Source organism: Micromonospora aridisoli (genome assembly GCF_056150025.1).
The window spans coordinates 24,618-44,997 of the sequence record NZ_JAXCFK010000016.1; the positions used below are offsets into that span (position 1 = coordinate 24,618).

A 20,380-nucleotide genomic window follows, 5' to 3' on the forward strand; every position below is an offset into this window, starting at 1 on the left:
GAGGGCTCCACCTCGCTGGAAGGATTGACGTCCGTGGCGACGTTCGTTGACCGGGTCGTCCTGCATCTGCAGGCCGGCGATGGTGGGCACGGCTGTGTCTCGATCCACCGGGAGAAGTTCAAGCCGTTCGGCGGTCCCGACGGTGGCAACGGCGGGCACGGCGGCAGCGTCTCCCTGGTGGTCGATCCGCAGGTGACCACCCTGCTCGACTTCCACTTCCGGCCGCACGTCAAAGCGCAGAACGGGCGCGGCGGCGCGGGGTCGAACCGGGACGGCGCCAACGGCGCCGATCTGGTGCTCAAGGTGCCCGACGGGACGGTCGTGCAGACCCAGGACGGCACCGTACTGGCCGACATGGTCGGCGCCGGCACCACCTTCGAGGTGGCCCGTGGCGGGCGCGGTGGCCGGGGCAACGCCTCGCTGGCCAACGCGCGCCGGAAGGCGCCCGGCTTCGCCGAGCTAGGGGAACCGGGCGAGCAGCTCGACGTCGTGCTGGAGCTGAAGAGCGTCGCCGACGTGGGCCTGGTGGGCTTTCCGTCGGCCGGCAAGTCGTCGCTGATCTCGGTGATCTCGGCCGCGAAGCCCAAGATCGCCGACTACCCGTTCACCACGCTGGTGCCGAACCTCGGCGTCGTGCGGGTCGACAACCACACCTTCACCGTCGCCGACGTACCCGGGCTGATTCCGGGCGCGGCCACGGGCAAGGGGCTGGGGTTGGAGTTCCTCCGGCACGTGGAGCGCTGTGCCGTGCTGGTGCATGTCATCGACACCGCGACCCTGGAGCCGGGCCGGGACCCGTTGGCCGACATCGACACCATCGAGGCGGAGCTGTCGGCGTACGGTGGGCTGGCCGACCGGCCCCGACTGGTCGCGCTGAACAAGGTCGACGTGCCGGACGGCCGGGACCTCGCCGACATCGTCCGGCCCGACCTCCAGGCGCGTGGCCTGCGGGTCTTCGAGGTCTCCGCAGCCACTCGGGAAGGGCTCAAGGAGCTCACCTACGCGATGGCCGAGCTGGTGGAACAGGCACGACGGGCGGCGCCGCCGGCCGAGCCGACGCGCGTCGTGATCCGCCCGAAGGCGGTCGACGACGCCGGATTCACCATCGAGGCCGAGGACGACGGCTCGTACACCGTGCGTGGTGTCCGCCCGGAGCGCTGGGTACGCCAGACGAACTTCGACAACGACGAGGCGGTGGGCTATCTCGCCGACCGACTGGCTCGCCTCGGTGTGGAGGATCAGCTGGCCAAGGCGGGCGCGCAGCCGGGTGACCTGGTCCGCATCGGCGAGCGGGAATTCGACTGGCAGCCGACCCTCTACGCCGGCGCCGAGTTCGTCCCGGGGGCCCGGGGCCGTGACGTTCGCCTGGAGGAACAGTCGACCCGGGCCAGTGCGGCCGAACGACTGGCGGCCCGGAAGGCCCGCCGGCAGCGCCCCGCCGACGAGGTCGAGCCGGCCCCGGCCGACGAGGACGACGCCGAATAGCTCGATGCGCTCCGAAATGGGGACGCCTGCTGGAAACCTTCGCGAAATTTCGTCGCCCTAGCGTTGGGTGATGCTGATCGAGTCCCGCCCCCTGGCGGATCCGGAGGTTGCCGCACTGGTCACGGCCGGGCAGCGCGAACTGCGTGAGATCGTCGACGGGGCCGCCGGGCGGGACATCGGCACGCACAGTGACGTCTGCTGGTTGACGGCGGTGCTCGCCGGTCGGGCGGTGGCCTGCGGCGGGATCCGGGCGCGGGACGGCGACACCGGCGAGCTGGAGCGGCTGTACGTCCGTCCCGCCTACCGGCGGCGCGGCATCGCCCGCCAACTCGTCGCCGCGCTCGAGGAACTGGCGTACCGGCGGGGGCATTCCGTGGTGCGGGTGGAGACCGGCCCGTATCCGCCGGTGGCGGTGGCGTTGTTCCGGGCCTGCGGGTACGAGCCGATCCCGGGTGATGGTGGGCAGGCCGACGGGCCGCACCGGACGTGCCTCGCAAAACGCCTGCCGGTACCGGCCTGAGGCGGATCAGGGGCGGTCGAAGGGCTGGTCGAGCCGGCCCCCGCTGCCACCGGCCCGGCGCGACAGGAGCAGCCCGAGCAGGATCATGCCGAAGCCGAGCCCCAGGTGCAGCCAGTTGTCCGCGTCGTTGAGCGGGATGAAGTTCGCCGCGCTCTGTTCGTTGACGGCCAGACCGTAGATCCACAACCCGAGGTAGAGCACGCCCCCGCCGACCAGGAAGAGACGGGCCCCGCCGACGCTTCGGGCCAGCGCCAGGCCGGCCACGCCGAAGCCGAGATGCAGCAGGTTGTGCAGGACAGAGACCTGGAACACGCCGAGGAGCCGGGCCTCCGAGTGGTGTCCGGCGAATGCCATGTCGCCGTAGTCCGTGGTGATGCCGGGCACGAACCCGAGCACCCCGAGCACCAGGAAGACCACCGCCACGACCAGAGCGGCGAGTTGGACGGCGGTGCGTCCCACCTGGCGGCCGACTGACCGACGGGCCATCGATCCCACCTCCCTGCGCGGATAACGCCCTCGACGCAAGGCCACCACGGTGCGTGAGGTGGCCCCGACCTGCCAGTTCTTCATTCTCCTGCCGCTTGAACCCCTCCGCAGACAAACCCGCAATCGCGCATGGGAGCGGAAACGGAGGGTAGGGATTCGGCGGCGGCACATCGCCGCACCCCGAAGACCCCCGACGATCCGCGCAGCGGAAGGGACATCATGACCTACGATCTGTCATCCACCCCCGCGACCTACGGAAGCGATTCGAGCAATGGCAGCGGCGTGCGTGAACAGGCCCGGCAGGTGGGCTCCGAGGCCGCGCACGCCGGAGGCGCGGTGGCCGAGACCGCCCGCGAGCAGGGCCGGGAGGTTGGCCGGGAGGCCGCCCGTCAGGCCCGCGACCTGTACGGCGAGGCCCGTACACAACTGGCCGGCCAGGCCGGTGAGCAGCAGCGGCGCGCCGCAGGTGGCCTCCGGTCGCTGGCCGACGAGATGCGGTCGATGGCCGACAACGGTGGCCAGGCCGGTCCGGTCAGTGAGCTCGCCCGCCAGGCCTCCGACCGCGTGCACGGCGTGGCCGGCTGGCTGGAGCAGCGCCAGCCTGGCGACCTGCTCACCGAGGTACGCGACTACGCCCGCCGCAACCCCGGGACGTTCCTGGTCGGAGCGGCCCTGCTCGGCGTGGTGGCCGGCCGGCTGACCCGCAACCTCTCCGCGAACGGCGACGACCGCGCCGCCAACGCCTCGACCGGTGACCCGTACGGCGACCCCGAGCGGACGGTGGCCCTGCCGACGCAGGCGCCGCCGCCCGTGACGCCCGTCGGATCGGCGGGAACGGCAGCCGCCGGCGACCTCGACCCGCGTACGCGGCCCGCCGACCTCCGGTCCGTCGACGAGGGCTACACCGGCACGGGCACCCCGCTGCCTCCGGTGAGCCAGACCGACCCGCTGCCCGGCGTGCCGTCGACCGGGACCACCCGGCCGTGAGGGCCCGAGCCATCCGAAGGGAGGCGACGGCATGACCACGCCGACGCAGAGTTCCGGAACGCACGCCGGGTACCACCCGCCCTCCGCGGAGGAGGTCCGGGGTAGCTCCATCGGCGAACTGATGCGCCAGGTCACCAGCGATCTGTCGACGCTGATGCGGCAGGAGGTGGAGCTGGCCAAGGCCGAGATCCGCCAGGAGGGGAAGAAGGCGGGCAAGGCCGCCGGGCTTTTCGGTGGCGCCGGGTTCGGCGCGTACATGGTCGCCCTGTTCCTCTCACTGGCGCTCTGGGCCGGGCTGTCCAACGTGATGGACGCCGGCTGGGCCGGACTGATCGTGGCCGTCCTCTGGGCGGCGATCGCGGCGCTCCTTTACACGATGGGCCGCAGGAACGCGGAGCGCATCCGCGGATTGAAGCAGACCAACGACAGCGTGCAGCGCATCCCCGACGCGCTCAAGCCACACCCGGATGGAGTGACCCGATGAGCACCGATCCCGATCAGATCCGCCGGGAGATCGAAGCCACCCGCAACAACCTGAGCTCCGACGTGGACGCCTTGGCGTACAAGGTCAGCCCGGGCCGCATCGTCGACGACCGTAAGCAGCGGGTACGCACCGCGCTGCAGAATGTGAGGGACACGGTAATGGGAACCGCATCCGACCTCGGCCACCAGACCAGCCAGGGTGCCCACTCGGCCGGTGACCGCGCCGCGGCAGCGGCGTCCGCGGTCGGCGACGCCGCGCACTCGGCCGCCTCGACCGTCGGCGACGCGGCCCACCGCGCCCCGCAGGTCATCCGGCAGAAGTCCGAGGGGAACCCGCTGGCCGCCGGCCTCATCGCGTTCGGCGTCGGCATGCTCGTCTCCTCACTCATTCCGGCGACCCGGCGCGAGCAGCAGTTGGCCACCCAGACACGGGAGAAGGCCGCCGAGCACGGCTCGGTGGTGACCGAGAAGCTGGGCCAGGTGGCGAGCGAGATGAAGGAGGAGCTGCGCGAACCGGCGCAGCAGGCCGCCGAGTCGGTGAAGGCCACGGCGCAGGACGCCGCGCAGGCGGTGACCGACGACACGCGGTCCGCCGCCCACGACGTGAAGGAGCAGGCGCGACACTCCCGGGACCAGGTGCGGTCCTGACACCCGGCCGCCACTCGCGGCGGTAGGTCGTCGCACGACGCCGGTGTGACCGCGGCAAGGGCTCCTCCTCGGGACAACCCGACCGGAGGAGCCCTTGCCCTCTGCTCCGTTTCGAGGCACTCGCGCCGGGTAGCGCTTCCTGTGGGCGGCCGGGCACCGGCCGCCCGGGTGGAGGAGGCGTGATGAGCAGCAACGGAACGAGATGGGCCCTGCTGGGCGCCGTGACCGTGACGGCGGTCGGCGTCGGCCGGGCGGTGCGCCGGCGGCGGCGCCGGCACCAGCCCCACCAGGAGGACGGCTGGTACGTGGTGCGGCGGGGAGTGACGGTCGACCGGCCGGTCGAGGCGGTGATCGGCTTCTGGACCGAGCGGGAGCGACCCGACCGCGCCCTGGCCGAATGGGCGACCCTGGAGCAGATCGACGGCGATCGGTGGCGGTGCGTGTCGCGTGATCCCGACAGCGGGGGCACCGAGTGGCGGGCCGAGATCACCGTGACCGGCCCGGGTCGGTTGCGGTGGTCGGTGATCGAGGGCCCGGAGCAGCAGGGCACGGTGGAACTGGTGCCCGCACCACAGGGCCGGGGCACGGAGATCCGAGCGGAGCTGCGGTACCGCTCCGGCCCGGTACGCCGCGCCTTGGGCCTGGCCGGCGGTGACGAGCCTGACCTGCGGCTGCGCGACACGCTCCGCCGGGTCAAGTCCCTGATCGAGTGCGGTCAGGTCATCGAGACCCGGCGGGACCCGTCCGGGCGGAGCCGGTTGCAGGAGCGGACCACGGACGAGGTCCGGGAGCGGCTGACGACGGGAGGACGGGCGTGAGGGCGCTGTGCTGGGAGGGCGTCGGCAAGCTGAAGGTTCGCGACGTGCCGGAGCCGCGGGTACGCGCCGACGGCGACATCATCGTCCGGGTCCGGGCCAGCAGCGTCTGCGGCTCGGACCTGCATCTGATCAACGGCTTCATCCCCGCGATGCGGGAGGGCGACGTCCTGGGTCACGAGTTCATGGGCGAGGTGGTCGAGGTCGGGCCCGGGGTGCGTCGACTGGCCGTCGGCGACCGGGTGGTGGTGGGCTCGGTGGTGGCCTGCGGCGGCTGCTGGTACTGCCGAACCGAGCAGTACTCGCTGTGCGACAACTCCAACCCACAGCCGGTCTTCGCGGAGAAGCTGTGGGGGCACTCGCCGGCCGGCATCCTCGGCTACTCGCACGCCGCCGGGGGCTACTCCGGTAGCCACGCCGAGTACGTACGGGTGCCGTTCGGCGACATCGGTGCGTTCAAGGTGCCGGACGGGGTGTCCGACGACGCGGTGGTCTTCGCCTCGGACGCCATGCCGACCGGTTGGATGGCGGCCGACTTCTGCAACCTCACCGGCGGTGAGGTGGTCGCGGTGTGGGGGGCCGGGGGAGTCGGCCAGATGGCCGCCCGGGCCGCTCAACTCCTCGGTGCCGAGCGCGTCATCATGGTCGACCGGCTGCCCGAGCGGCTGGCCACCGCCGCCGACCGGCTCGGCGTCGAGACGGTCAACTACGCCGAGACCGACGTGCTGGAGGCGTTGCGCGAGATGACCTCCGGTCGCGGACCGGACGCCTGCATCGACGCGGTCGGCATGGAGGCGCACGACGTCGGGCCGGCCTACGCCTACGACAGGGCGAAGCAGGGCGCCCGGTTGCAGACCGACCGGCCGACCTCCGTCCGGCAGGCCATCATGGCGGCGCGCAAGGGCGGCACGGTCAGCATCGTCGGGGTCTACGCCGGGCTGGTGGACAAGTTCCCGCTGGGCGCGGCGATGAACAAGGCCCTGGTGCTGCGGATGGGGCAGATGCACGCGCAGCGTTACATCCCGATGTTGCTCGACCGGCTCGCCGCCGGGGAGATCGACCCGGGTTACCTGGCCACCCACCCCCTGCCGCTGGAGCAGGGCGCGCGGGGCTACGAGATGTTCGAGAAGAAGCAGGACGGCTGCCTGCGTACGGTGTTGCATCCGGCCTGAGCCCCCGCCGTCGCCGCCGGTGACTCCGGCGGCGACGGCCTCGGGCGCACCGGCGGTGGGCTCAGCCGGTGCGCCGCACGGCGGTGACCACGAAGCCGCTGCCCGGCAGTGCCGGCATCCGGCTCAGGTCCACGGCGAGATCCTGCGGCGGTACGTCGTAGCGGATGGCCTCGGTCAGCAGGGTGACCGCCCGCTTCATCAGCTCGATCGTGATCCACTCTCCGGCGCAGCGGTGTCCGGTGAGATGACCCCCACCGCCCTGCGGCACCAGTGCGAACGGGTCGCCCCGCCAGCCGGCGAAGCGTTCGGGGCGGAACCGCTCCGGCTCCGGCCACAGCGCGGGGTGATGGTCGGTGCCGTAGAGATCCAGCAGGACGCGGCGGCCCTGCGGGAAGCGGTAGCCCTGCCAGTCGAAGGCTCGTCGGGTCCGGGCGGCGGCCACCGGGAAGAACGGGTAGTAGCGCCGTACCTCCTGCACGAACTGCTCGGTGCCGGCGTCGTCGTCGCGTACCCGCTGCCGCCAGGCGGGATGGTCGTGCAGGGCCAGCGCGGCGAAGACCACGAACCGGGCCACCGCGACGGTCGGGCGGAGCACGTTGAGCAGCTCCACCGCGGCCACCCGGCGGGGAAGCCGGTGACCGTCGCCGTCCTGGTGCTCGGCGATCACGCGCAGCGCGGTGCCCTCGGGTGCGGGCAGCGACCCGTCGCGTACCCGCTCGACGAGGTCGCCGGCCCAGTACTCGGCGCGCCGACGGCCCAGCCGGCCACGCCAGTGCCGGGGACCGACCGCCGCGGCGCTGTCGATCATCGCCTGTAGGTCGGCGGTGCGCCGGTCCAACTCGCCCTCGGTCACCGGCACCCCCGCCCAGGCGCTGACCGCCCGGGTCAGCATCGATGCGACCTCGGTGTGCAGGGTCACCGTCGGGGCCAGTTCCCAGGCCGGCAGCCGGGCCCGCCACTCGTCGGCGAAGAGCTGCCCGAGCCGTCGAACCGCGGTCGGGGTCATCAGCGACATGAACATGGCCTTGCGGACGTGGTGGGCGTCGCCGTCGAGGCCCTGGACGCCGCCCCGGCCGGTCAACGTCCGCTGACCGCGCGCCGGCATGGCACCCGCACGTACCAACCGGTCGACGTCGTAGAAGAGCTCGGCGGCGGCGCGCCCGCGCAGGCAGATCGTCGGTTCCAGCAGCATCCGGGTCTGGAAGATGTCGGTGCCGTACCGATCGCACCGCTGCCCGATGAACCGGTAACCGGCCCGCAGGAAGGCCAGGGTGCTGTCCGGACTGCGGTCCGTCGGAATGGTCGCCATCGGGCCCCCCGCTGCCAGGCACGGCCGTCGCCGACCGGCCGTTCGTCCGTCGCGCGCTGCGTCTACCCAGGTCACGGCCGCTGAACCCCCCGTCCACGGTCGGCCGGTCGGGTTTGTCGGTTGCTGGCCCCTCCCAGGACCGGGCAAGCCTGGTTGGCTGGACCTGGCGACGTCGCCGGGCGCCCGGTCGGGGAGGTCCTCCACCCCGTTTCCGACCGGTCGTTCGGCGCGCCGCCGGTCAGGCGGCTCGGCGTGCCACGGGGAGGAAACATGCGGGACAACCGTGCGGGGTACTGGCGGCGGTGGCCGACCGGGGCGGCCGGCGGGGAGGGGCCGCCGCTGGTGGCACCGCCGCGCCGACCGTCCCGGCCAGACCGTCACTTCACCGTGCATCTCGGCTTCACCGCCGCCGATCTCCTCGCCGCCCGTGAGGCGGCGGTCGGGTACGCCGAGGCGTTGAGCGTGCTCCGACCCGAGCTGGCGATCGGTGCCTCCGCGCTGTCACCGGCGGACGCCTGGCAGCGTGCGGAGCGGCTGTTCTGCGGAGCGCTCGGGCCGGACGGCGAGCGCTGTGTCGATGTCGCCGGCCACGCCGGTTTCCATCACGCGCCCGGCCCCGGTGGCCTCGGCTGGGGCGACGGCGATCGTTCCTGGACGCCGCACTGACGCGTTCAGTCCAGGTCGAACTCACCGTCCTGGGCGCCCGCGACGAAGGCGTCCCACTCGGCCTGGGTGAACACCAGCACCGGGCCGTCCGGTTCGGCGGAGTTGCGCATGCCGATGAGATCGTCGACGAAGGCGACCTCCACCGCGGCCTCCGAGGTGTCGCCCTCGGCCCGCTGCCAGACCGCCCGGGAGAGGTCGAAGTCACCCTTGGGGTGCGCTGTCATGTCCCGTCCTCCAGTACCAGGGGAAATGGGGAAGCCGGTTCGTTCCCTCATCGGGCAGGATAAGCGGATGCCGAGCCTGAGCCGTGCAGAGGCGACCGCGCGTGGCGCGTCGATCACCGTCGAGTCCTACCACGTGGACCTCGACCTGAGCGGGGACGCTGAGCGGTTCCGCTCACACGTCACGATCCGGTTCCGGGCCACCGGCACCGAGACCTTCGCCGAGGTCAAGCCGGCGAAACTGCTCGCCGTACGCCTCAACGACACCGATCTCGACCCCGCCACGCTGGACGACAACCGGCTGCCGCTGAGCGGGTTGGCGGCGCAGAACACGCTGACCGTCGAGGCCGAGATGGCGTACACGAACACGGGCGAGGGGATGCACCGCTTCGTCGACCCGGCCGACGGCGAGACCTACCTCTACGTGATGTCGTTCCTGGACGACGTGCAGCGGGTCTTCGCCGCCTTCGACCAGCCCGACCTGAAGGCGCCGGTGACGCTGTCGGTGACCGCGCCGGAGCACTGGACGGTGGCGGCCAACGCGGAGCTGGCGAGCAGTCCGGGGCCGGGCCGCTGGGAGTTCGCCCCCACCCTGCCGATCGCGATGTACTTCTTCACGCTGATCGCCGGCCCGTGGCACGTGCTCCGGGACACCCACGACGGGATCCCGCTGGGGGTGTACTGCCGGCGCTCACTCGCCGAACATCTGAACACCGACGCGGCGGAGATCTTCACGGTCACCAAGGAGTGCCTCGACCGATTCCACCAGCTGTTCGACGAGCGCTACCCGTTCGGCAAGTACGACCAGGCGTTCGTGCCCGAGTTCAACGCCGGCGCGATGGAGAATCCGGGTCTGGTGACCCTCCGCGACGACTACGTCTTCCGGTCGGCGGTCACGGACAGCCAGCGCGAGCTGCGCGCCACCACCATCGCCCACGAGATGGCCCACATGTGGTTCGGTGACCTGGTCACCATGCGCTGGTGGGACGACCTGTGGCTGAACGAGTCGTTCGCGGAGTACCTGGGCACCCGGGTCACCGCCGAGGCGACCCGGTTCGACCGGGCGTGGACGACGTTCGCGCTGCGCCGCAAGGCGTGGGGCTACGCCGCCGACCAGCGTCCCTCCACCCATCCGGTGGCGCCCGAGCGGGTGGCCGACGCCGCCGAGGGGCTGCTCAACTTCGACGGCATCTCGTACGCCAAGGGGGCCAGCGTCCTGCGACAGTTGGTGGCGTGGCTCGGCGACGAGGCGTTCCTGGCCGGTCTCAACGACCACTTCGCCCGGCACCGCTTCGGCAACGCGACCCTTGCCGACCTCCTCGACAGCCTGGCCGCCAGCAGCGGCCGGGAGTTGACCGACTGGGCGGAATCCTGGCTGCGCACCGCGCAGGTCAACACGCTGCGGGCCGAGGTGGCGGTGGACGCCGACGGTCGATACGGCGAGGTGGTGATCGCTCAGACCGCGCCGCCGACGTACCCGGTGCTGCGTCCGCACCGCATCGGCGTGGGCCGGTACGCCGTGGACGGCACCGCCGAGCGCTGCGAGGTCGACCTCGATCCGAAGACCGACAACGGTCGTACCCGGCTCGACGCCCTGGTCGGCGAGCCGGCGGCCGCGGTCCTGCTGCCCAACGACGGCGACCTGACCTTTGCCAAGATCCGCCTCGACGCCGCCTCGGCCGACGCGGTGCCCTTGCTGCTGCCCCGCCTTGCCGACCCGCTGGCCCGTGCCCTGCTATGGGGTGAGGCGTTGGACGCGGCGACCGACGGGGAACGACCGGTCACCGGGCTGGTCGACCTGATCGTCGCGGCGCTGCCCGCCGAGTCGGAAGTGATCATCGTCGAGGACGTGCTGTCGATGAGCCGTGCGCTGATCGACCGTTACCTCGACCCGTTGGCCCGGCGGTCCGCCCTGGCCCGGGTCGCCGAGTCCTGCCGGCGGCTGCTCGACGGCGCCGTACCGGGGGAGTCGTTGCAGCTGGCCGCCGCACGCGGGCTGATCGCGGCGAGCACCGACGCCGAGTTGCTCTCCGGGTGGCTCGCCGGTCGGGCCGTACCTGCCGGGTTGGCCGTGGACGCCGAACTGCGGTGGGCGGTGCTCGGCCGGTTGGTGGTGCTCGGGGCGGCCGGAGCGGCCGAGATCGAGGCGGAACTGGCCGCCGACCCGAGCGCCACCGGTGCCGAGCGGGCCGCCCGGTGCCGGGCCGCCCTGCCGGAGCCGGCTGACAAGCAGGCCGCGTGGGAGATCATCGTGGCGAACACGGAGTTGTCGAACCGGCTGATCGAGGCGACGGCAGAGGGCTTCTGGCAGCCCGAACAGGCGGAGCTGACCAGCGAGTACGTGGCCAGCTACTTCGCCGACATGCCGGCCGCCGCGCGGCTGCGTACGCCCTGGGTGGCCGACGAGGTCGCCAAGCTGGCCTTCCCCCGCCACGCCGTGTCCCAGCAGACCCGGGAGGCGGCCGCGGCGCTGCTGGCCCGCGACGACCTCACGCCGGGGCTGCGTCGGGTGGTCACCGACGCCGACGACGACCTGCGCCGGGCGCTGGTGGCGCGCACGGCGGTGGCCGCCGCGAGCGCCTGACGCGGGTGGCCGGTCCGCTACCGAGGATGGTGGGTCGGTCCGACGCGTGGCGTGCCGGGATTAGGATCATGGGGTGGAGGAAGACATCCGGCGGATCGGGATCATGGGCGGTACCTTCGATCCGATCCATCAGGGGCACCTGGTGGCCGCGAGCGAGGTGGCGGACCGGTTCGGTCTCGACGAAGTGATCTTCGTGCCGACGGGGCAGCCGTGGCAGAAGGCCGACGTCCCGGTCAGCTCCGCCGAGGACCGCTACCTGATGACCGTGATCGCCACGGCCTCCAATCCCCGGTTCCAGGTCAGCCGGGTCGACATCGACCGGGGTGGGCCCACGTACACCGTCGACACCCTGCGCGACCTGCGCGCCCGCTACGGACCGAAGGCCCAGCTGTTCTTCATCACCGGCGCGGACGCCCTGGAACGAATTCTCAGCTGGAAGGATCTCGACGAGATCTTCGGACTGGCGCACTTCATCGGGGTCACCCGGCCGGGCTTCGAGCTGACCGACGCGCACCTGCCCGCCGACACGGTCAGCCTGGTGCAGGTGCCGGCGATGGCGATCTCCTCCACCGACTGCCGGGCGCGGGTCGCCCGAGGCGAGCCGATCTGGTACCTCGTCCCGGACGGTGTGGTGCAGTACATCGCGAAGAGGCGGCTCTACCGGGAGTGATTCGCCCGTTTCATCCCACTTTTCGGGCAAAACTGGCGGGTCGCTTTTCCGGGTCGTGTGAGAGGCTGGAAGCATCGCACGGTTGATCGAAGGAGAACGGTGACAGTTTCCGAACGCGCTCACGAGCTGGCGATCGTCGCCGCCCAGGCCGCAGCCGACAAGAAGGCTCAGGACATCGTCATCATCGACGTGGGTGACCAGCTCGCCATCACCGACGCGTTCCTGCTCGCCGCGGCCCCGAACGAGCGTCAGGTGCTGGCCATCGTCGACGCCATCGAGGAAGCCCTGCTCGAGCTGCCGGAGAAGGCGAAGCCGGTGCGGCGGGAGGGCGAGCGCGGCGGCCGGTGGGTGCTGCTCGACTACGTCGACATCGTGGTGCACGTCCAGCACACCGAGGAACGCGAGTTCTACGCCCTCGACCGGCTCTGGAAGGACTGCCCGACCATTCCGTTCGTCGACCGGGACCTCGCCCGCGCCGAGGCGGCCGCCGGATCGGGCGAGTGACCAGGCTGATCATCTGGCGGCACGGCAACACCGACTGGAACGCCGCCAGCCGGGTGCAGGGACAGACCGACGTACCGCTGAACGATCTCGGCCGGGAACAGGCGCGGACCGCCGCGCCGCTGCTCGCCGCGCTGCGCCCGGACGCCCTGATCGCCAGCGACCTGAGCCGCGCCGCGGAGACCGCCGCCGCGCTGTCCGCGTTGACCGGCCTGCCGGTACGCTCCGACCCCCGGTTGCGGGAACGCCACTTCGGCAGCTGGCAGGGGCTGCTGCTCACCGAGGTGGTCGAGCGTTTCCCCGAGGAGTACGCCCGCTGGCGGGCCGGCGATCCCGATCCGGGGGCTGATATCGAGCCGTTGGACGAGGTGAGCAAACGCATCGGCACCGCGTTGCAGGAGGTCGCCGACGAGCTGGCCGGCGGCACCGTTGTGATCGCCACCCACGGCGCCGCCGCCCGCCAGGGCTGCGGCCACCTGCTCGGCTGGGCACCCGACGTGCTGCGGACCGTCGGCTCGCTGGGCAACTGTCACTGGACGGAGCTGCGCCACGACGTTGTGCGTGGCTGGCACCTGCGCGCCCACAACGTCGGCCCGATCGACGTCCCCGCCGTCCCGGCCGGCGGCACCGCGGTCTCCGCGGAGTCGGTCTGACGACGCGGCCGGGCAGCCGCCCAGCTTGATCCGCTACGGTGCCCGCATGCCAGTCGCGGTCGTCACCGACTCCACCGCCTATCTCCCGCCCGAGCTGGTGCGGGAGCATCGACTGACCGTGGTACCGCTGACCGTGGTGCTGGCCGGCGTGGAGGGCCTGGAGGGCGTCGAGACTCTTCCGGCGGATGCCACCCGGGCGCTTCGCGCTCGGCGGGTGTCGGTGAGCACGTCACGGCCGTCGCCGGAGCAGTTCGGGCGGACCTACCGGGAACTGCTCGACGCCGGGGCCGAGGGCATCGTCTCGGTGCACCTGTCGGCCGGGCTCTCCGGCACCGTGGAGGCCGCCGAGCTGGCCGCCGCCGAACTGGGCGGCCGGGTCAGCGTGGTGGACAGTCGCTCCTGCGGCATGGGCCTCGGTTTTCCGGCGATCGCCGCGGCGCAGGCCGCCGAGCGGGGTGCCGACCTGGCCGGCGTACGCGCCGCGGCAGACTCCGCGATCGGCCGCACCAGCATCCACTTCTACGTCGACACGCTGGAGTTCCTCCGCCGGGGTGGGCGGATCAACGCGGCGGAGGCGTTGCTCGGCACCGCCCTGTCGGTCAAGCCGATCCTGCACATGTCGGACGGCCGCATCGTGCTGCGGGACAAGGTGCGTACCGCCAGCCGGGGCATGGCGCGGCTGGTCGACCTCGCGGTCGAGGCGGCCGGTGACGGGCCGGTGGACCTGGCCGTGCACCATCTCGACGCGCCGCAGCGGGCTGCCGACCTGGTCGGTACGCTGACCGCCCGGCTCGGCGACCGGCTACGCGACACGCACGTCTCCGAGGCCGGTGCCGCCGTCGCCGTGCACGTCGGGCCGGGCCTCGCCTGCGTGGTGATCCACCGCCGGCCGGACGCCGCCGGCTGACCTGCTTGGCCGTCATGGACCGTTCCCCAACCGCCGCCGGCCGGGCGGGCCCGCGCGCTCGCCGCCGCGAGTTCGTCGGTGCCGGATCCCTAGGCTGCCCACGATTCCGCTGGGCTGTTCGGCGGTGGTGGCGGGGGTGGGTGAGGATTGGTCACGGGGCCGGGCTGGGGAGGTGCGGACGAATGTCCTGTGTGGTTACCGGTGGTGGACGCGGGGTCGGGCGGGGGATCGTGGAGCGGCTGCTCGCCGACGGCCGGACGGTGGTGGTGATCGAACGCGATGCCGACGCGTTGTCCTGGGTGGAGCGCCACCCCCGCTCCGACCGGCTCGCCGCGGTCGTCGGTGACGCCGCCGACGAGGGCATCGCCGGCCGGGCCGCCGACCTGGCGGAACGGGCCGAGCCGCTCACCGGCTGGGTGAACAACGCCGCGGTGTTCCGGGACGCCTCCGTCCACGACGCTCCGGTCGGCGAGGTGGTCGATCTGATCACCCGTAACCTGCGCCCGGCCGTGGTCGGAGCCGCCACCGCGGTCCGGCGCTTCCTCGCCGCCGGCACCGCTGGCGCCGTGGTGAACGTCTCGTCCCACCAGGCCACCCGACCGGTGCCGGGCTGCCTGCCGTACGCCACCGCGAAGGCGGCTGTCGAAGGGCTCACCCGGTCGCTGGCCGTCGAGTACGGCCGGTTCGGCATCCGCGCCAACGCGGTCGCTCTCGGTTCGGTGGCGACCGAACGCCACGAGGCGTTCCTCGCCGGGGCGGCGCCGGACGAGGCGCGGCGGATCGAGGCGGACCTGGTCCGGCTGCACCCGGTGGGCCGGATCGGCCAGCCGCAGGACGTGGCGGAGACGGTCGCGTTCCTGCTCTCACCGGCGGCGGGCTTCGTCAACGGGGTGACCCTGCCGGTCGACGGCGGCCGCGCCGCTCTCGGTCTGGACCCGGAGTCCCGCACGAACTGAATTCGGTGCCCAGCGCGGGCGGAGAGCCAGGCCCTATCTAGCGCATCCTGTGCATGATCAGGGCGTTGTCCACAGACTCTCGCCTGTCCACAGATCCGGTGCGCGCGTCGCGCGGGACCGGGTCTCGCCGCCCTAGCCTCGCGCCGTGTCAAAGGACGAAGACGAGGAGACGGCGGTCCGGCAGCGCCTGTGGCGACTGATGCCCGGTGCGCCGGCCGACGCGCTGGACCTGTCGCCGGATGCCGTCGTACCGCCGACGTCCGGCCGGAGGCGGTCGCCCGTCGAGGTGCGGTCGCCCGTCGCGCCCCCGCCGCTGGCGACGGACTGGCCGACAATGCTGCTGCCGGTGCGCGGCCCGGCCCACGCCGAGCCGGGTCGGCCGATTCCGGTCGGCCCCGATGGCGCTGCCGGCCCACTGGGGATGGCTGGTCCGGCCGGCACCGATCGGCTGGCGCACACCGTCGACGAGGGACCGATCGCGGTCGAATCGGTGCGGCCGGTCGATGAGACGTCGCCGAGGAATCTCCTGCCTGGTCCGGGGCCGTTCGACCCGGGGCGGCGCGGTGTCCGTGCGCTCGCGGTGATCGCCGTCCTCGTGGTGCTGGCCGCGGGCCTCGGGGCGTGGCGATCCCGACCGCGGGTGGAGCCGGTCGTCGCGGTGACCGGTGCCGCCGTGACGTCGGATCCGTCCGGCACGGCCGGCGACGAGCCGGCGGTGGCGGACGCCGCGCCGACCGGTGAACTGGTGGTCGCCGTGGCCGGCAAGGTCCGGCGGCCCGGGCTGGTACGCCTGCCGCCCGGGGCGCGGGTGGCCGACGCCGTCGAGGCCGCCGGAGGCGCACTGCCGGGAGTGGATGTGGCGATGCTGAACCCGGCCCGTCGGGTCAGCGACGGCGAACTGATCCTGGTCGGCGTGCCGGCGCCAACCGCGGCGGCGGGGCCTGCGCCGGGTGCGGGCCCGGGCGTGGGTGGCGACCCCGGCACGGGTGGGCGAGTCAACCTGAACACCGCCACGTCGGCGCAGCTCGAACAGTTGCCCGGGGTGGGGCCGGTGCTCGCCGGGCGGATCATCGAGCATCGCGAACAGCACGGGGGCTTCCGGTCCGTCGGCGACCTGCGTCAGGTCAACGGGATCGGCGACGCACGGTACGAGCAGCTCAAGGACTTGGTGACGGTATGAGGCCCGGCGGGGCGGCAGGCGCCGGTCGCCGTGCCGGTGACAGCGGAGCGAACGAACTGCCCGCGACGGTGCCGCCGTCGGCCGGGATCGTCGAGGTCGCGACCGTACCCGACCTCCGACTGGCCGGGCTGGCCGTGACGGCCTGGCTCACCGCGTTGGCGGGGCTGCACCTCGACACCGAGCGGATGCTGCTGGTGGCGGCCGGCGCGACGGGTCTCGCCGGGCTGGCGGCACTGCGCCTGCTCGGGTTCCTCGGTCAGCCCGGCCCGGCCGCGCGCCGCCACGGCTGGATCGTGGTGGCGATGCTGATCGGCGTCGTCTGCGGCGGAGCGGCCACCTCGGCCCGGTTGACCGTACGGGACGCGGACTCCGTTCGAACGTTGATGGACGAGCGGGCCCGGGTCACCACCGAGTTGGTCGTCCGGGACGATCCCCGCGCGGTACGCGGGGGCATCGTGGGCCGCCCACCGACCCTGCTGGTGCCGGCCCGGCTGGTCGCCCTGACCGGGCCGCAGGGCCAGCGGATCACCGCACCGGTACGGGTGCTGGTGCTCGCCAACGATCCGGCGTGGCGAGGTCTGCTGCCGGGTCAGCGGCTCACGGCCGAGGGGCGGCTGGCCGAACCGCGCGGAGGCGACCTCACCGGTGCGGTGCTGATGGCCGTCGGCCCACCCGTGCGGCTCGGCACGTCCTCGGCGCTGCAACGAGCGGCCGGACGGCTCCGGGCGGGCCTCCAGCAGGCGTGTGCACCCCTGCCGAACGACCCCGGTGGCCTGTTGCCCGGCCTGGTCGTCGGAGACACCAGCCGGCTGCCCGACACCGTGGAGGAGGACTTCCGGGCCACCGGAATGACCCATCTGAACGCCGTGTCCGGATCGAATGTCGCGATCGTGGTGGGTGCGGTGCTGCTGCTGGCCCGCTGGGCCCGAGCCGGTCCGGTGCTGGCCGCCGGCCTCTGCGGGTTGGCCCTGGTGGGTTTCGTCATCCTGGTCCGGCCGTCGCCGAGCGTGGTGCGCGCGGCCACCATGGGGGCCATCGGGCTCGCCGCGCTGGCCGCCGGTCGGCCTCGGGCGGCGGTGCCCGCGCTGGCCGCCGCCGTGGCGGTGCTGGTGCTGGTCGACCCCGACCTGGCCGGCGACGCGGGTTTCGCGCTGTCCGTGCTGGCCACTGGGGGCCTGCTGCTGCTCGCGCCGGGTTGGCGGGACGGCCTGCGTCGGCGGGGCGTGCCGACGGGGGCGGCCGAGGCGCTGGCGGTGCCTGCCGCGGCGCAACTCGCCTGCGCGCCGGTGATCGCCGGCCTGACGGGCACGGTCAGCCTGGTGGCGGTGCCCGCGAACCTTCTCGCGGTGCCGGCGATCGCTCCGGCGACGGTGCTCGGTGTGGTGGCAGCGACCGTGTCGCCGATCTGGCCGGTCGGCGCGGAGATCGTCGCCTGGCTGGCGCACTGGCCGGCGTGGTGGCTGGTGCTGGTCGCCCGGTACGGCGCCCGCCTGCCGGCGGGGAACCTGCCCTGGCCGGGTGGGGTCTCCGGGGCGCTGCTGCTGGCCGCACTGACCGTGACGTTGCTGGTCGCCGCCCGGCGACCGCTGGTACGCCGTCTGGTGGCGGTCTGTGCCGTCGCGGTGGTGCTGGGTGCCGTGCCGGTGCGGGTGATCGCGCCGGGGTGGCCGCCCGACGGTTGGGTCGTCACGGCCTGCGCGGTGGGTCAGGGCGACACGGTGCTGCTGCCGGTCGCGCCCGGTCGGGCGGTCGTGGTCGACGCCGGCCCGGATCCGGCGGCGGCCGACGCCTGCCTGCGCCGACTCGGCGTACGCCGGGTGTCGCTGCTGGTGGTCAGCCACTTCCACGTGGACCACACCGGCGGTGTGGCCGGGATCTTCCGGGGCAGACGGGTGGACACGGTGCTGGTGCCGCGGTGGCCGGAACCGGCGGCCGGCCGGGATCTGGTGCACGGCACCGCCGCGGCACACGCCAGCCCGGTGGCGGCGGCCCCGGCGGGGTGGCGTTACCGGGCCGGCACGGTCGACCTGACCGTGCTCGGTCCGCCGCACCCGATGCGGGGGACCCGCTCGGATCCGAACAACAACTCCCTGGTGCTGCTCGCCACGGTGCACGGGGTGCGGATCCTGCTGACCGGTGACGCGGAGGTCGAGGAGCAGCAGGCGCTGCGGGAGCGGCTGCCGCCGGACGGGCTGCGGGCCGACGTGCTCAAGGTCGCCCACCACGGCAGCGCCTACCAGGACCCGGCCTTTCTGGACGCGGTCCGGCCCTCCGTCGCCCTGGTGCCGGTCGGCGCGGGCAACACCTATGGTCATCCCAACGAGGCGGTGCTCGCCCGGCTGGCCCGGGGCGGGGCCCGGGTGCTGCGTACCGACGTCGACGGTGACGTGGCGGTGGTGCGGTCGTCGTCGGGGCTAGCGGTGGTGAATGCCGGCGTCGACCGGGTTCGTTCACCGCGATGAATCGACGGCAATTTACGGGAAAAGCGGAAATGTAAGCAAATTGTCCGGATTTGCGCTGAGTGCGGGGTCTGCCGGCACAGTACCGACGAGCAGACTGGACCAGCCGGCCCAGCGTGCGAATATGGGCGGCGTGACCGCCGCCAGTGCCGCTCCTATTGTGCTCGTCCTCGGCGACGAGGAGCTGCTCGCCACGCGCGCGGTGACCGAAACCGTCGCCGCCGCCCGTGCCGCCGACCCCGACGTCGACGTGCGCGAGTACCAGGCCGGCCAGCTCACCGTCGGCGAGATCGACGAGATGCTCAGCCCGTCGCTCTTCGGGGGGCGTCGGGTGCTGGTGCTCCGCTCCGGTCAGGACGCCCGCAAGGACCTGGTCGCCGCCCTGCTGGCGTACGCGAAGAGCCCCGATCCGGAGGTGCAGCTCGTCGTGACGCACCTCGGTGCCGCGAAGGGCAAGGCCTTCGCCGACGGCCTGAAGTCGGCCGGTGCCCAGGTCGTGTCGGCCGCTCGGCTCAAGGGGCATCGCGAGCGGGTGGCCTTCGTCCGCGACGAGATCCGCCGGGCGGGCGGGCGGTGCACGGACGACGCCGCCGAGGCACTGATCGCGGCGGTCGGCAACGACCTGCGCGAACTCGCGGCGGCCTGCTCCCAGTTGATCGCCGACACGGACGGTCGGATCGGCGCCGACACGGTGGCCCGCTACTACCGGGGTCGGGTGGAGGTGAGCGGCTTCACCGTTGCGGACGCCACGATGGTGGGTGACCTGCCGGGCGCACTGGAGGCGCTGCGCTGGGCGCTGCACGTCGGGGTGGACCCGGTACCGATCGCCGACGCCCTCGCCGACGGCATCCGGACCGTCGCCCGGGTCGCCTCGGCCGGCCGGGGCAGTCCGTACCAGCTCGCCAGCAGTCTGGGCATGCCGCCATGGAAGGTCGAGCGAGCCCAACGGCAGGCCCGTGGGTGGACTCCCGACGGGCTGGTCCTGGCCATGCGGGCGGCCGCGGAGTGCAACGCGGCGGTCAAGGGCGGCTCCGACGACCGGGCGTACGCGCTGGAGAAGGCGGTCTTCTCGGTGGCGGCCGCCCGACGGGGCGGCGCCAGGTGAGTGGAACCCTCCGTGGCTCATGGGCCACGATCCCGCCGGACGAGGAGCGGTATCGGCCGTTCTACGCCCGGGCGCTCGGGCTCCGTTTCGTCAACCCGGGCGGGGTGCTCTGCTTCATCTTCTTCGAGGGCGCGATCGCACTGGCGGCCCTGCTCGCCCTCGCCGAACTGGTGAATTGGTGGGCGGTGCTCGTCCTGCCGACCGCGGTGGCCGTGATGGTCAAGCTCAACGACCTGGTGGCCGCCGCCGTGGTGCGCGGCGCCGCCGCCGTGCCCGAGCAGGAACGTGACCGGTTCCGCCGGCAGATGGAGCCCGTCGTCGGGCGTGCCCGGGTCGACTGGCTGCGGCACAGCGTGCCCGGTGAGGTGGTGCGGGTCGAGCCGGCGGACGATCAGCCCGGGCCTCCGGGCCGGCCGGCACCGCGCGGTGCCGAGGGTGGGACCGACCGGGGGCCGACCGGACCTCGACCGGAGACCACCGAGCCCGGGTCCTGAGGGGCGCGCGCGGTCCGGGAGGAGACGGCCGGTGGATGCACGTGCGGAAGCCCCGAGGCGGTGCCCCGGGGCTTCCGTC

Annotated in this window: 21 protein-coding genes; 18 read left to right on the forward strand and 3 right to left on the reverse strand. The window is 73.1% G+C overall.

Annotated elements, in window-relative coordinates; genetic code table 11:
• Positions 1-33 precede the first annotated feature (33 nt).
• Together obgE and SM447_RS26295 are read left to right on the forward strand one after the other, a co-directional pair.
• Positions 34-1,485, forward strand: a complete 1,452-nt coding sequence (obgE, locus tag SM447_RS26290) for a GTPase ObgE (protein WP_474575554.1) — start codon at positions 34-36, stop codon at positions 1,483-1,485.
• Between the two features lie 70 nt (positions 1,486-1,555).
• Positions 1,556-2,005 (forward strand): GNAT family N-acetyltransferase, encoded by a 450-nt coding sequence (locus SM447_RS26295; protein WP_474575555.1) that lies wholly within the window; start codon positions 1,556-1,558, stop codon positions 2,003-2,005.
• A gap of 6 nt (positions 2,006-2,011) precedes the next feature.
• Here SM447_RS26295 and SM447_RS26300 read toward each other — a convergent pair whose 3' ends face one another.
• Positions 2,012-2,491 carry a DUF4383 domain-containing protein gene (locus SM447_RS26300; protein ID WP_474575556.1) on the reverse strand — a complete coding sequence of 160 codons (480 nt, stop codon included), beginning with the start codon at positions 2,489-2,491 and terminating at the stop codon, positions 2,012-2,014.
• Positions 2,492-2,710: 219 nt separating this feature from the next.
• Here SM447_RS26300 and SM447_RS26305 point away from each other — a divergent pair, with 219 nt between their 5' ends.
• The 5 genes from SM447_RS26305 to SM447_RS26325 all read left to right on the forward strand — a co-directional run bounded on the left by SM447_RS26305 (position 2,711) and on the right by SM447_RS26325 (position 6,596).
• Positions 2,711-3,478, forward strand: a complete 768-nt coding sequence (locus SM447_RS26305; RefSeq protein ID WP_474575557.1) for a hypothetical protein — start codon at positions 2,711-2,713, stop codon at positions 3,476-3,478.
• A gap of 31 nt (positions 3,479-3,509) precedes the next feature.
• A complete protein-coding gene (locus SM447_RS26310) occupies positions 3,510-3,962 on the forward strand; it encodes a phage holin family protein (RefSeq protein ID WP_474575558.1) in 453 nt (150 codons plus the stop codon).
• Entirely contained in the window at positions 3,959-4,609 is a 651-nt protein-coding gene (locus SM447_RS26315; protein WP_474575559.1) for a DUF3618 domain-containing protein, read from the forward strand. Before SM447_RS26310 ends, SM447_RS26315 begins: the two co-directional genes overlap by 4 nt.
• A gap of 182 nt (positions 4,610-4,791) precedes the next feature.
• Complete coding sequence (locus tag SM447_RS26320) at positions 4,792-5,427, forward strand: SRPBCC family protein (protein WP_474575560.1); 636 nt, start codon at positions 4,792-4,794, stop codon at positions 5,425-5,427.
• Positions 5,424-6,596, forward strand: coding sequence for a zinc-dependent alcohol dehydrogenase (locus SM447_RS26325; RefSeq protein WP_474575561.1), 1,173 nt, complete (start codon positions 5,424-5,426; stop codon positions 6,594-6,596). The genes SM447_RS26320 and SM447_RS26325 overlap by 4 nt, the downstream gene beginning before the upstream one ends.
• Before the next feature lie 61 nt (positions 6,597-6,657).
• On the opposite strand, the gene SM447_RS26330 is transcribed toward SM447_RS26325, so the two are convergent.
• Entirely contained in the window at positions 6,658-7,905 is a 1,248-nt protein-coding gene (locus SM447_RS26330; RefSeq protein ID WP_474575562.1) for a cytochrome P450, read from the reverse strand.
• Between the two features lie 270 nt (positions 7,906-8,175).
• On the opposite strand from SM447_RS26330, the gene SM447_RS26335 reads away from it, so the two are divergent.
• A complete protein-coding gene (locus tag SM447_RS26335) occupies positions 8,176-8,571 on the forward strand; it encodes a hypothetical protein (protein WP_474575563.1) in 396 nt (131 codons plus the stop codon).
• A gap of 5 nt (positions 8,572-8,576) precedes the next feature.
• On the opposite strand, the gene SM447_RS26340 is transcribed toward SM447_RS26335, so the two are convergent.
• Positions 8,577-8,795, reverse strand: a complete 219-nt coding sequence (locus SM447_RS26340; RefSeq protein ID WP_093407559.1) for a DUF397 domain-containing protein — start codon at positions 8,793-8,795, stop codon at positions 8,577-8,579.
• 67 nt (positions 8,796-8,862) lie between these two features.
• Between SM447_RS26340 and pepN the strand changes: the two genes are divergently transcribed.
• The 10 genes from pepN to SM447_RS26390 all read left to right on the forward strand — a co-directional run bounded on the left by pepN (position 8,863) and on the right by SM447_RS26390 (position 20,301).
• The gene (gene pepN, locus SM447_RS26345; protein WP_474575564.1) at positions 8,863-11,376 is read left to right on the forward strand and encodes an aminopeptidase N; all 2,514 of its coding nucleotides are present in this window, start codon (positions 8,863-8,865) and stop codon (positions 11,374-11,376) included.
• 73 nt (positions 11,377-11,449) lie between these two features.
• Positions 11,450-12,046, forward strand: a complete 597-nt coding sequence (nadD, locus tag SM447_RS26350) for a nicotinate-nucleotide adenylyltransferase (RefSeq protein ID WP_474575565.1) — start codon at positions 11,450-11,452, stop codon at positions 12,044-12,046.
• Between the two features lie 99 nt (positions 12,047-12,145).
• On the forward strand, positions 12,146-12,550 hold the full coding sequence (rsfS, locus tag SM447_RS26355) for a ribosome silencing factor (RefSeq protein ID WP_474575566.1): 405 nt from the start codon (positions 12,146-12,148) through the stop codon (positions 12,548-12,550).
• Positions 12,547-13,200, forward strand: coding sequence for a histidine phosphatase family protein (locus SM447_RS26360; RefSeq protein WP_474575567.1), 654 nt, complete (start codon positions 12,547-12,549; stop codon positions 13,198-13,200). Before rsfS ends, SM447_RS26360 begins: the two co-directional genes overlap by 4 nt.
• A gap of 46 nt (positions 13,201-13,246) precedes the next feature.
• Positions 13,247-14,107 (forward strand): DegV family protein, encoded by an 861-nt coding sequence (locus SM447_RS26365; RefSeq protein WP_474575568.1) that lies wholly within the window; start codon positions 13,247-13,249, stop codon positions 14,105-14,107.
• Positions 14,108-14,289: 182 nt separating this feature from the next.
• Positions 14,290-15,063, forward strand: a complete 774-nt coding sequence (locus SM447_RS26370; RefSeq protein ID WP_474575569.1) for an SDR family NAD(P)-dependent oxidoreductase — start codon at positions 14,290-14,292, stop codon at positions 15,061-15,063.
• 199 nt (positions 15,064-15,262) lie between these two features.
• Positions 15,263-16,243 carry a ComEA family DNA-binding protein gene (locus SM447_RS26375; RefSeq protein ID WP_474575618.1) on the forward strand — a complete coding sequence of 327 codons (981 nt, stop codon included), beginning with the start codon at positions 15,263-15,265 and terminating at the stop codon, positions 16,241-16,243.
• The gene (locus tag SM447_RS26380) at positions 16,240-18,705 is read left to right on the forward strand and encodes a ComEC/Rec2 family competence protein (RefSeq protein WP_474575570.1); all 2,466 of its coding nucleotides are present in this window, start codon (positions 16,240-16,242) and stop codon (positions 18,703-18,705) included. Before SM447_RS26375 ends, SM447_RS26380 begins: the two co-directional genes overlap by 4 nt.
• A gap of 121 nt (positions 18,706-18,826) precedes the next feature.
• Complete coding sequence (holA, locus tag SM447_RS26385) at positions 18,827-19,807, forward strand: DNA polymerase III subunit delta (protein WP_474575571.1); 981 nt, start codon at positions 18,827-18,829, stop codon at positions 19,805-19,807.
• Positions 19,804-20,301 (forward strand): hypothetical protein, encoded by a 498-nt coding sequence (locus SM447_RS26390; protein WP_474575572.1) that lies wholly within the window; start codon positions 19,804-19,806, stop codon positions 20,299-20,301. The genes holA and SM447_RS26390 overlap by 4 nt, the downstream gene beginning before the upstream one ends.
• Positions 20,302-20,380: the final 79 nt, after the last annotated feature.

Bases quoted from the DNA above. Each gene is read 5' to 3' on its own strand.
- pepN (WP_474575564.1), top strand. From the start codon at position 8,863: ATGCCGAGCCTGAGCCGTGCAGAGGCGACCGCGCGTGGCGCGTCGATC.
- SM447_RS26380 (WP_474575570.1), top strand. From the start codon at position 16,240: ATGAGGCCCGGCGGGGCGGCAGGCGCCGGTCGCCGTGCCGGTGACAGC.
- SM447_RS26295 (WP_474575555.1), top strand. From the start codon at position 1,556: ATGCTGATCGAGTCCCGCCCCCTGGCGGATCCGGAGGTTGCCGCACTG.
- SM447_RS26310 (WP_474575558.1), top strand. From the start codon at position 3,510: ATGACCACGCCGACGCAGAGTTCCGGAACGCACGCCGGGTACCACCCG.
- SM447_RS26315 (WP_474575559.1), top strand. From the start codon at position 3,959: ATGAGCACCGATCCCGATCAGATCCGCCGGGAGATCGAAGCCACCCGC.
- SM447_RS26335 (WP_474575563.1), top strand. From the start codon at position 8,176: ATGCGGGACAACCGTGCGGGGTACTGGCGGCGGTGGCCGACCGGGGCG.
- SM447_RS26375 (WP_474575618.1), top strand. From the start codon at position 15,263: ATGCCCGGTGCGCCGGCCGACGCGCTGGACCTGTCGCCGGATGCCGTC.
- SM447_RS26340 (WP_093407559.1), bottom strand. From the start codon at position 8,795: ATGACAGCGCACCCCAAGGGTGACTTCGACCTCTCCCGGGCGGTCTGG.
- SM447_RS26300 (WP_474575556.1), bottom strand. From the start codon at position 2,491: ATGGCCCGTCGGTCAGTCGGCCGCCAGGTGGGACGCACCGCCGTCCAA.
- SM447_RS26365 (WP_474575568.1), top strand. From the start codon at position 13,247: ATGCCAGTCGCGGTCGTCACCGACTCCACCGCCTATCTCCCGCCCGAG.
- SM447_RS26370 (WP_474575569.1), top strand. From the start codon at position 14,290: ATGTCCTGTGTGGTTACCGGTGGTGGACGCGGGGTCGGGCGGGGGATC.
- SM447_RS26320 (WP_474575560.1), top strand. From the start codon at position 4,792: ATGAGCAGCAACGGAACGAGATGGGCCCTGCTGGGCGCCGTGACCGTG.
- holA (WP_474575571.1), top strand. From the start codon at position 18,827: ATGGGCGGCGTGACCGCCGCCAGTGCCGCTCCTATTGTGCTCGTCCTC.
- SM447_RS26305 (WP_474575557.1), top strand. From the start codon at position 2,711: ATGACCTACGATCTGTCATCCACCCCCGCGACCTACGGAAGCGATTCG.
- SM447_RS26330 (WP_474575562.1), bottom strand. From the start codon at position 7,905: ATGGCGACCATTCCGACGGACCGCAGTCCGGACAGCACCCTGGCCTTC.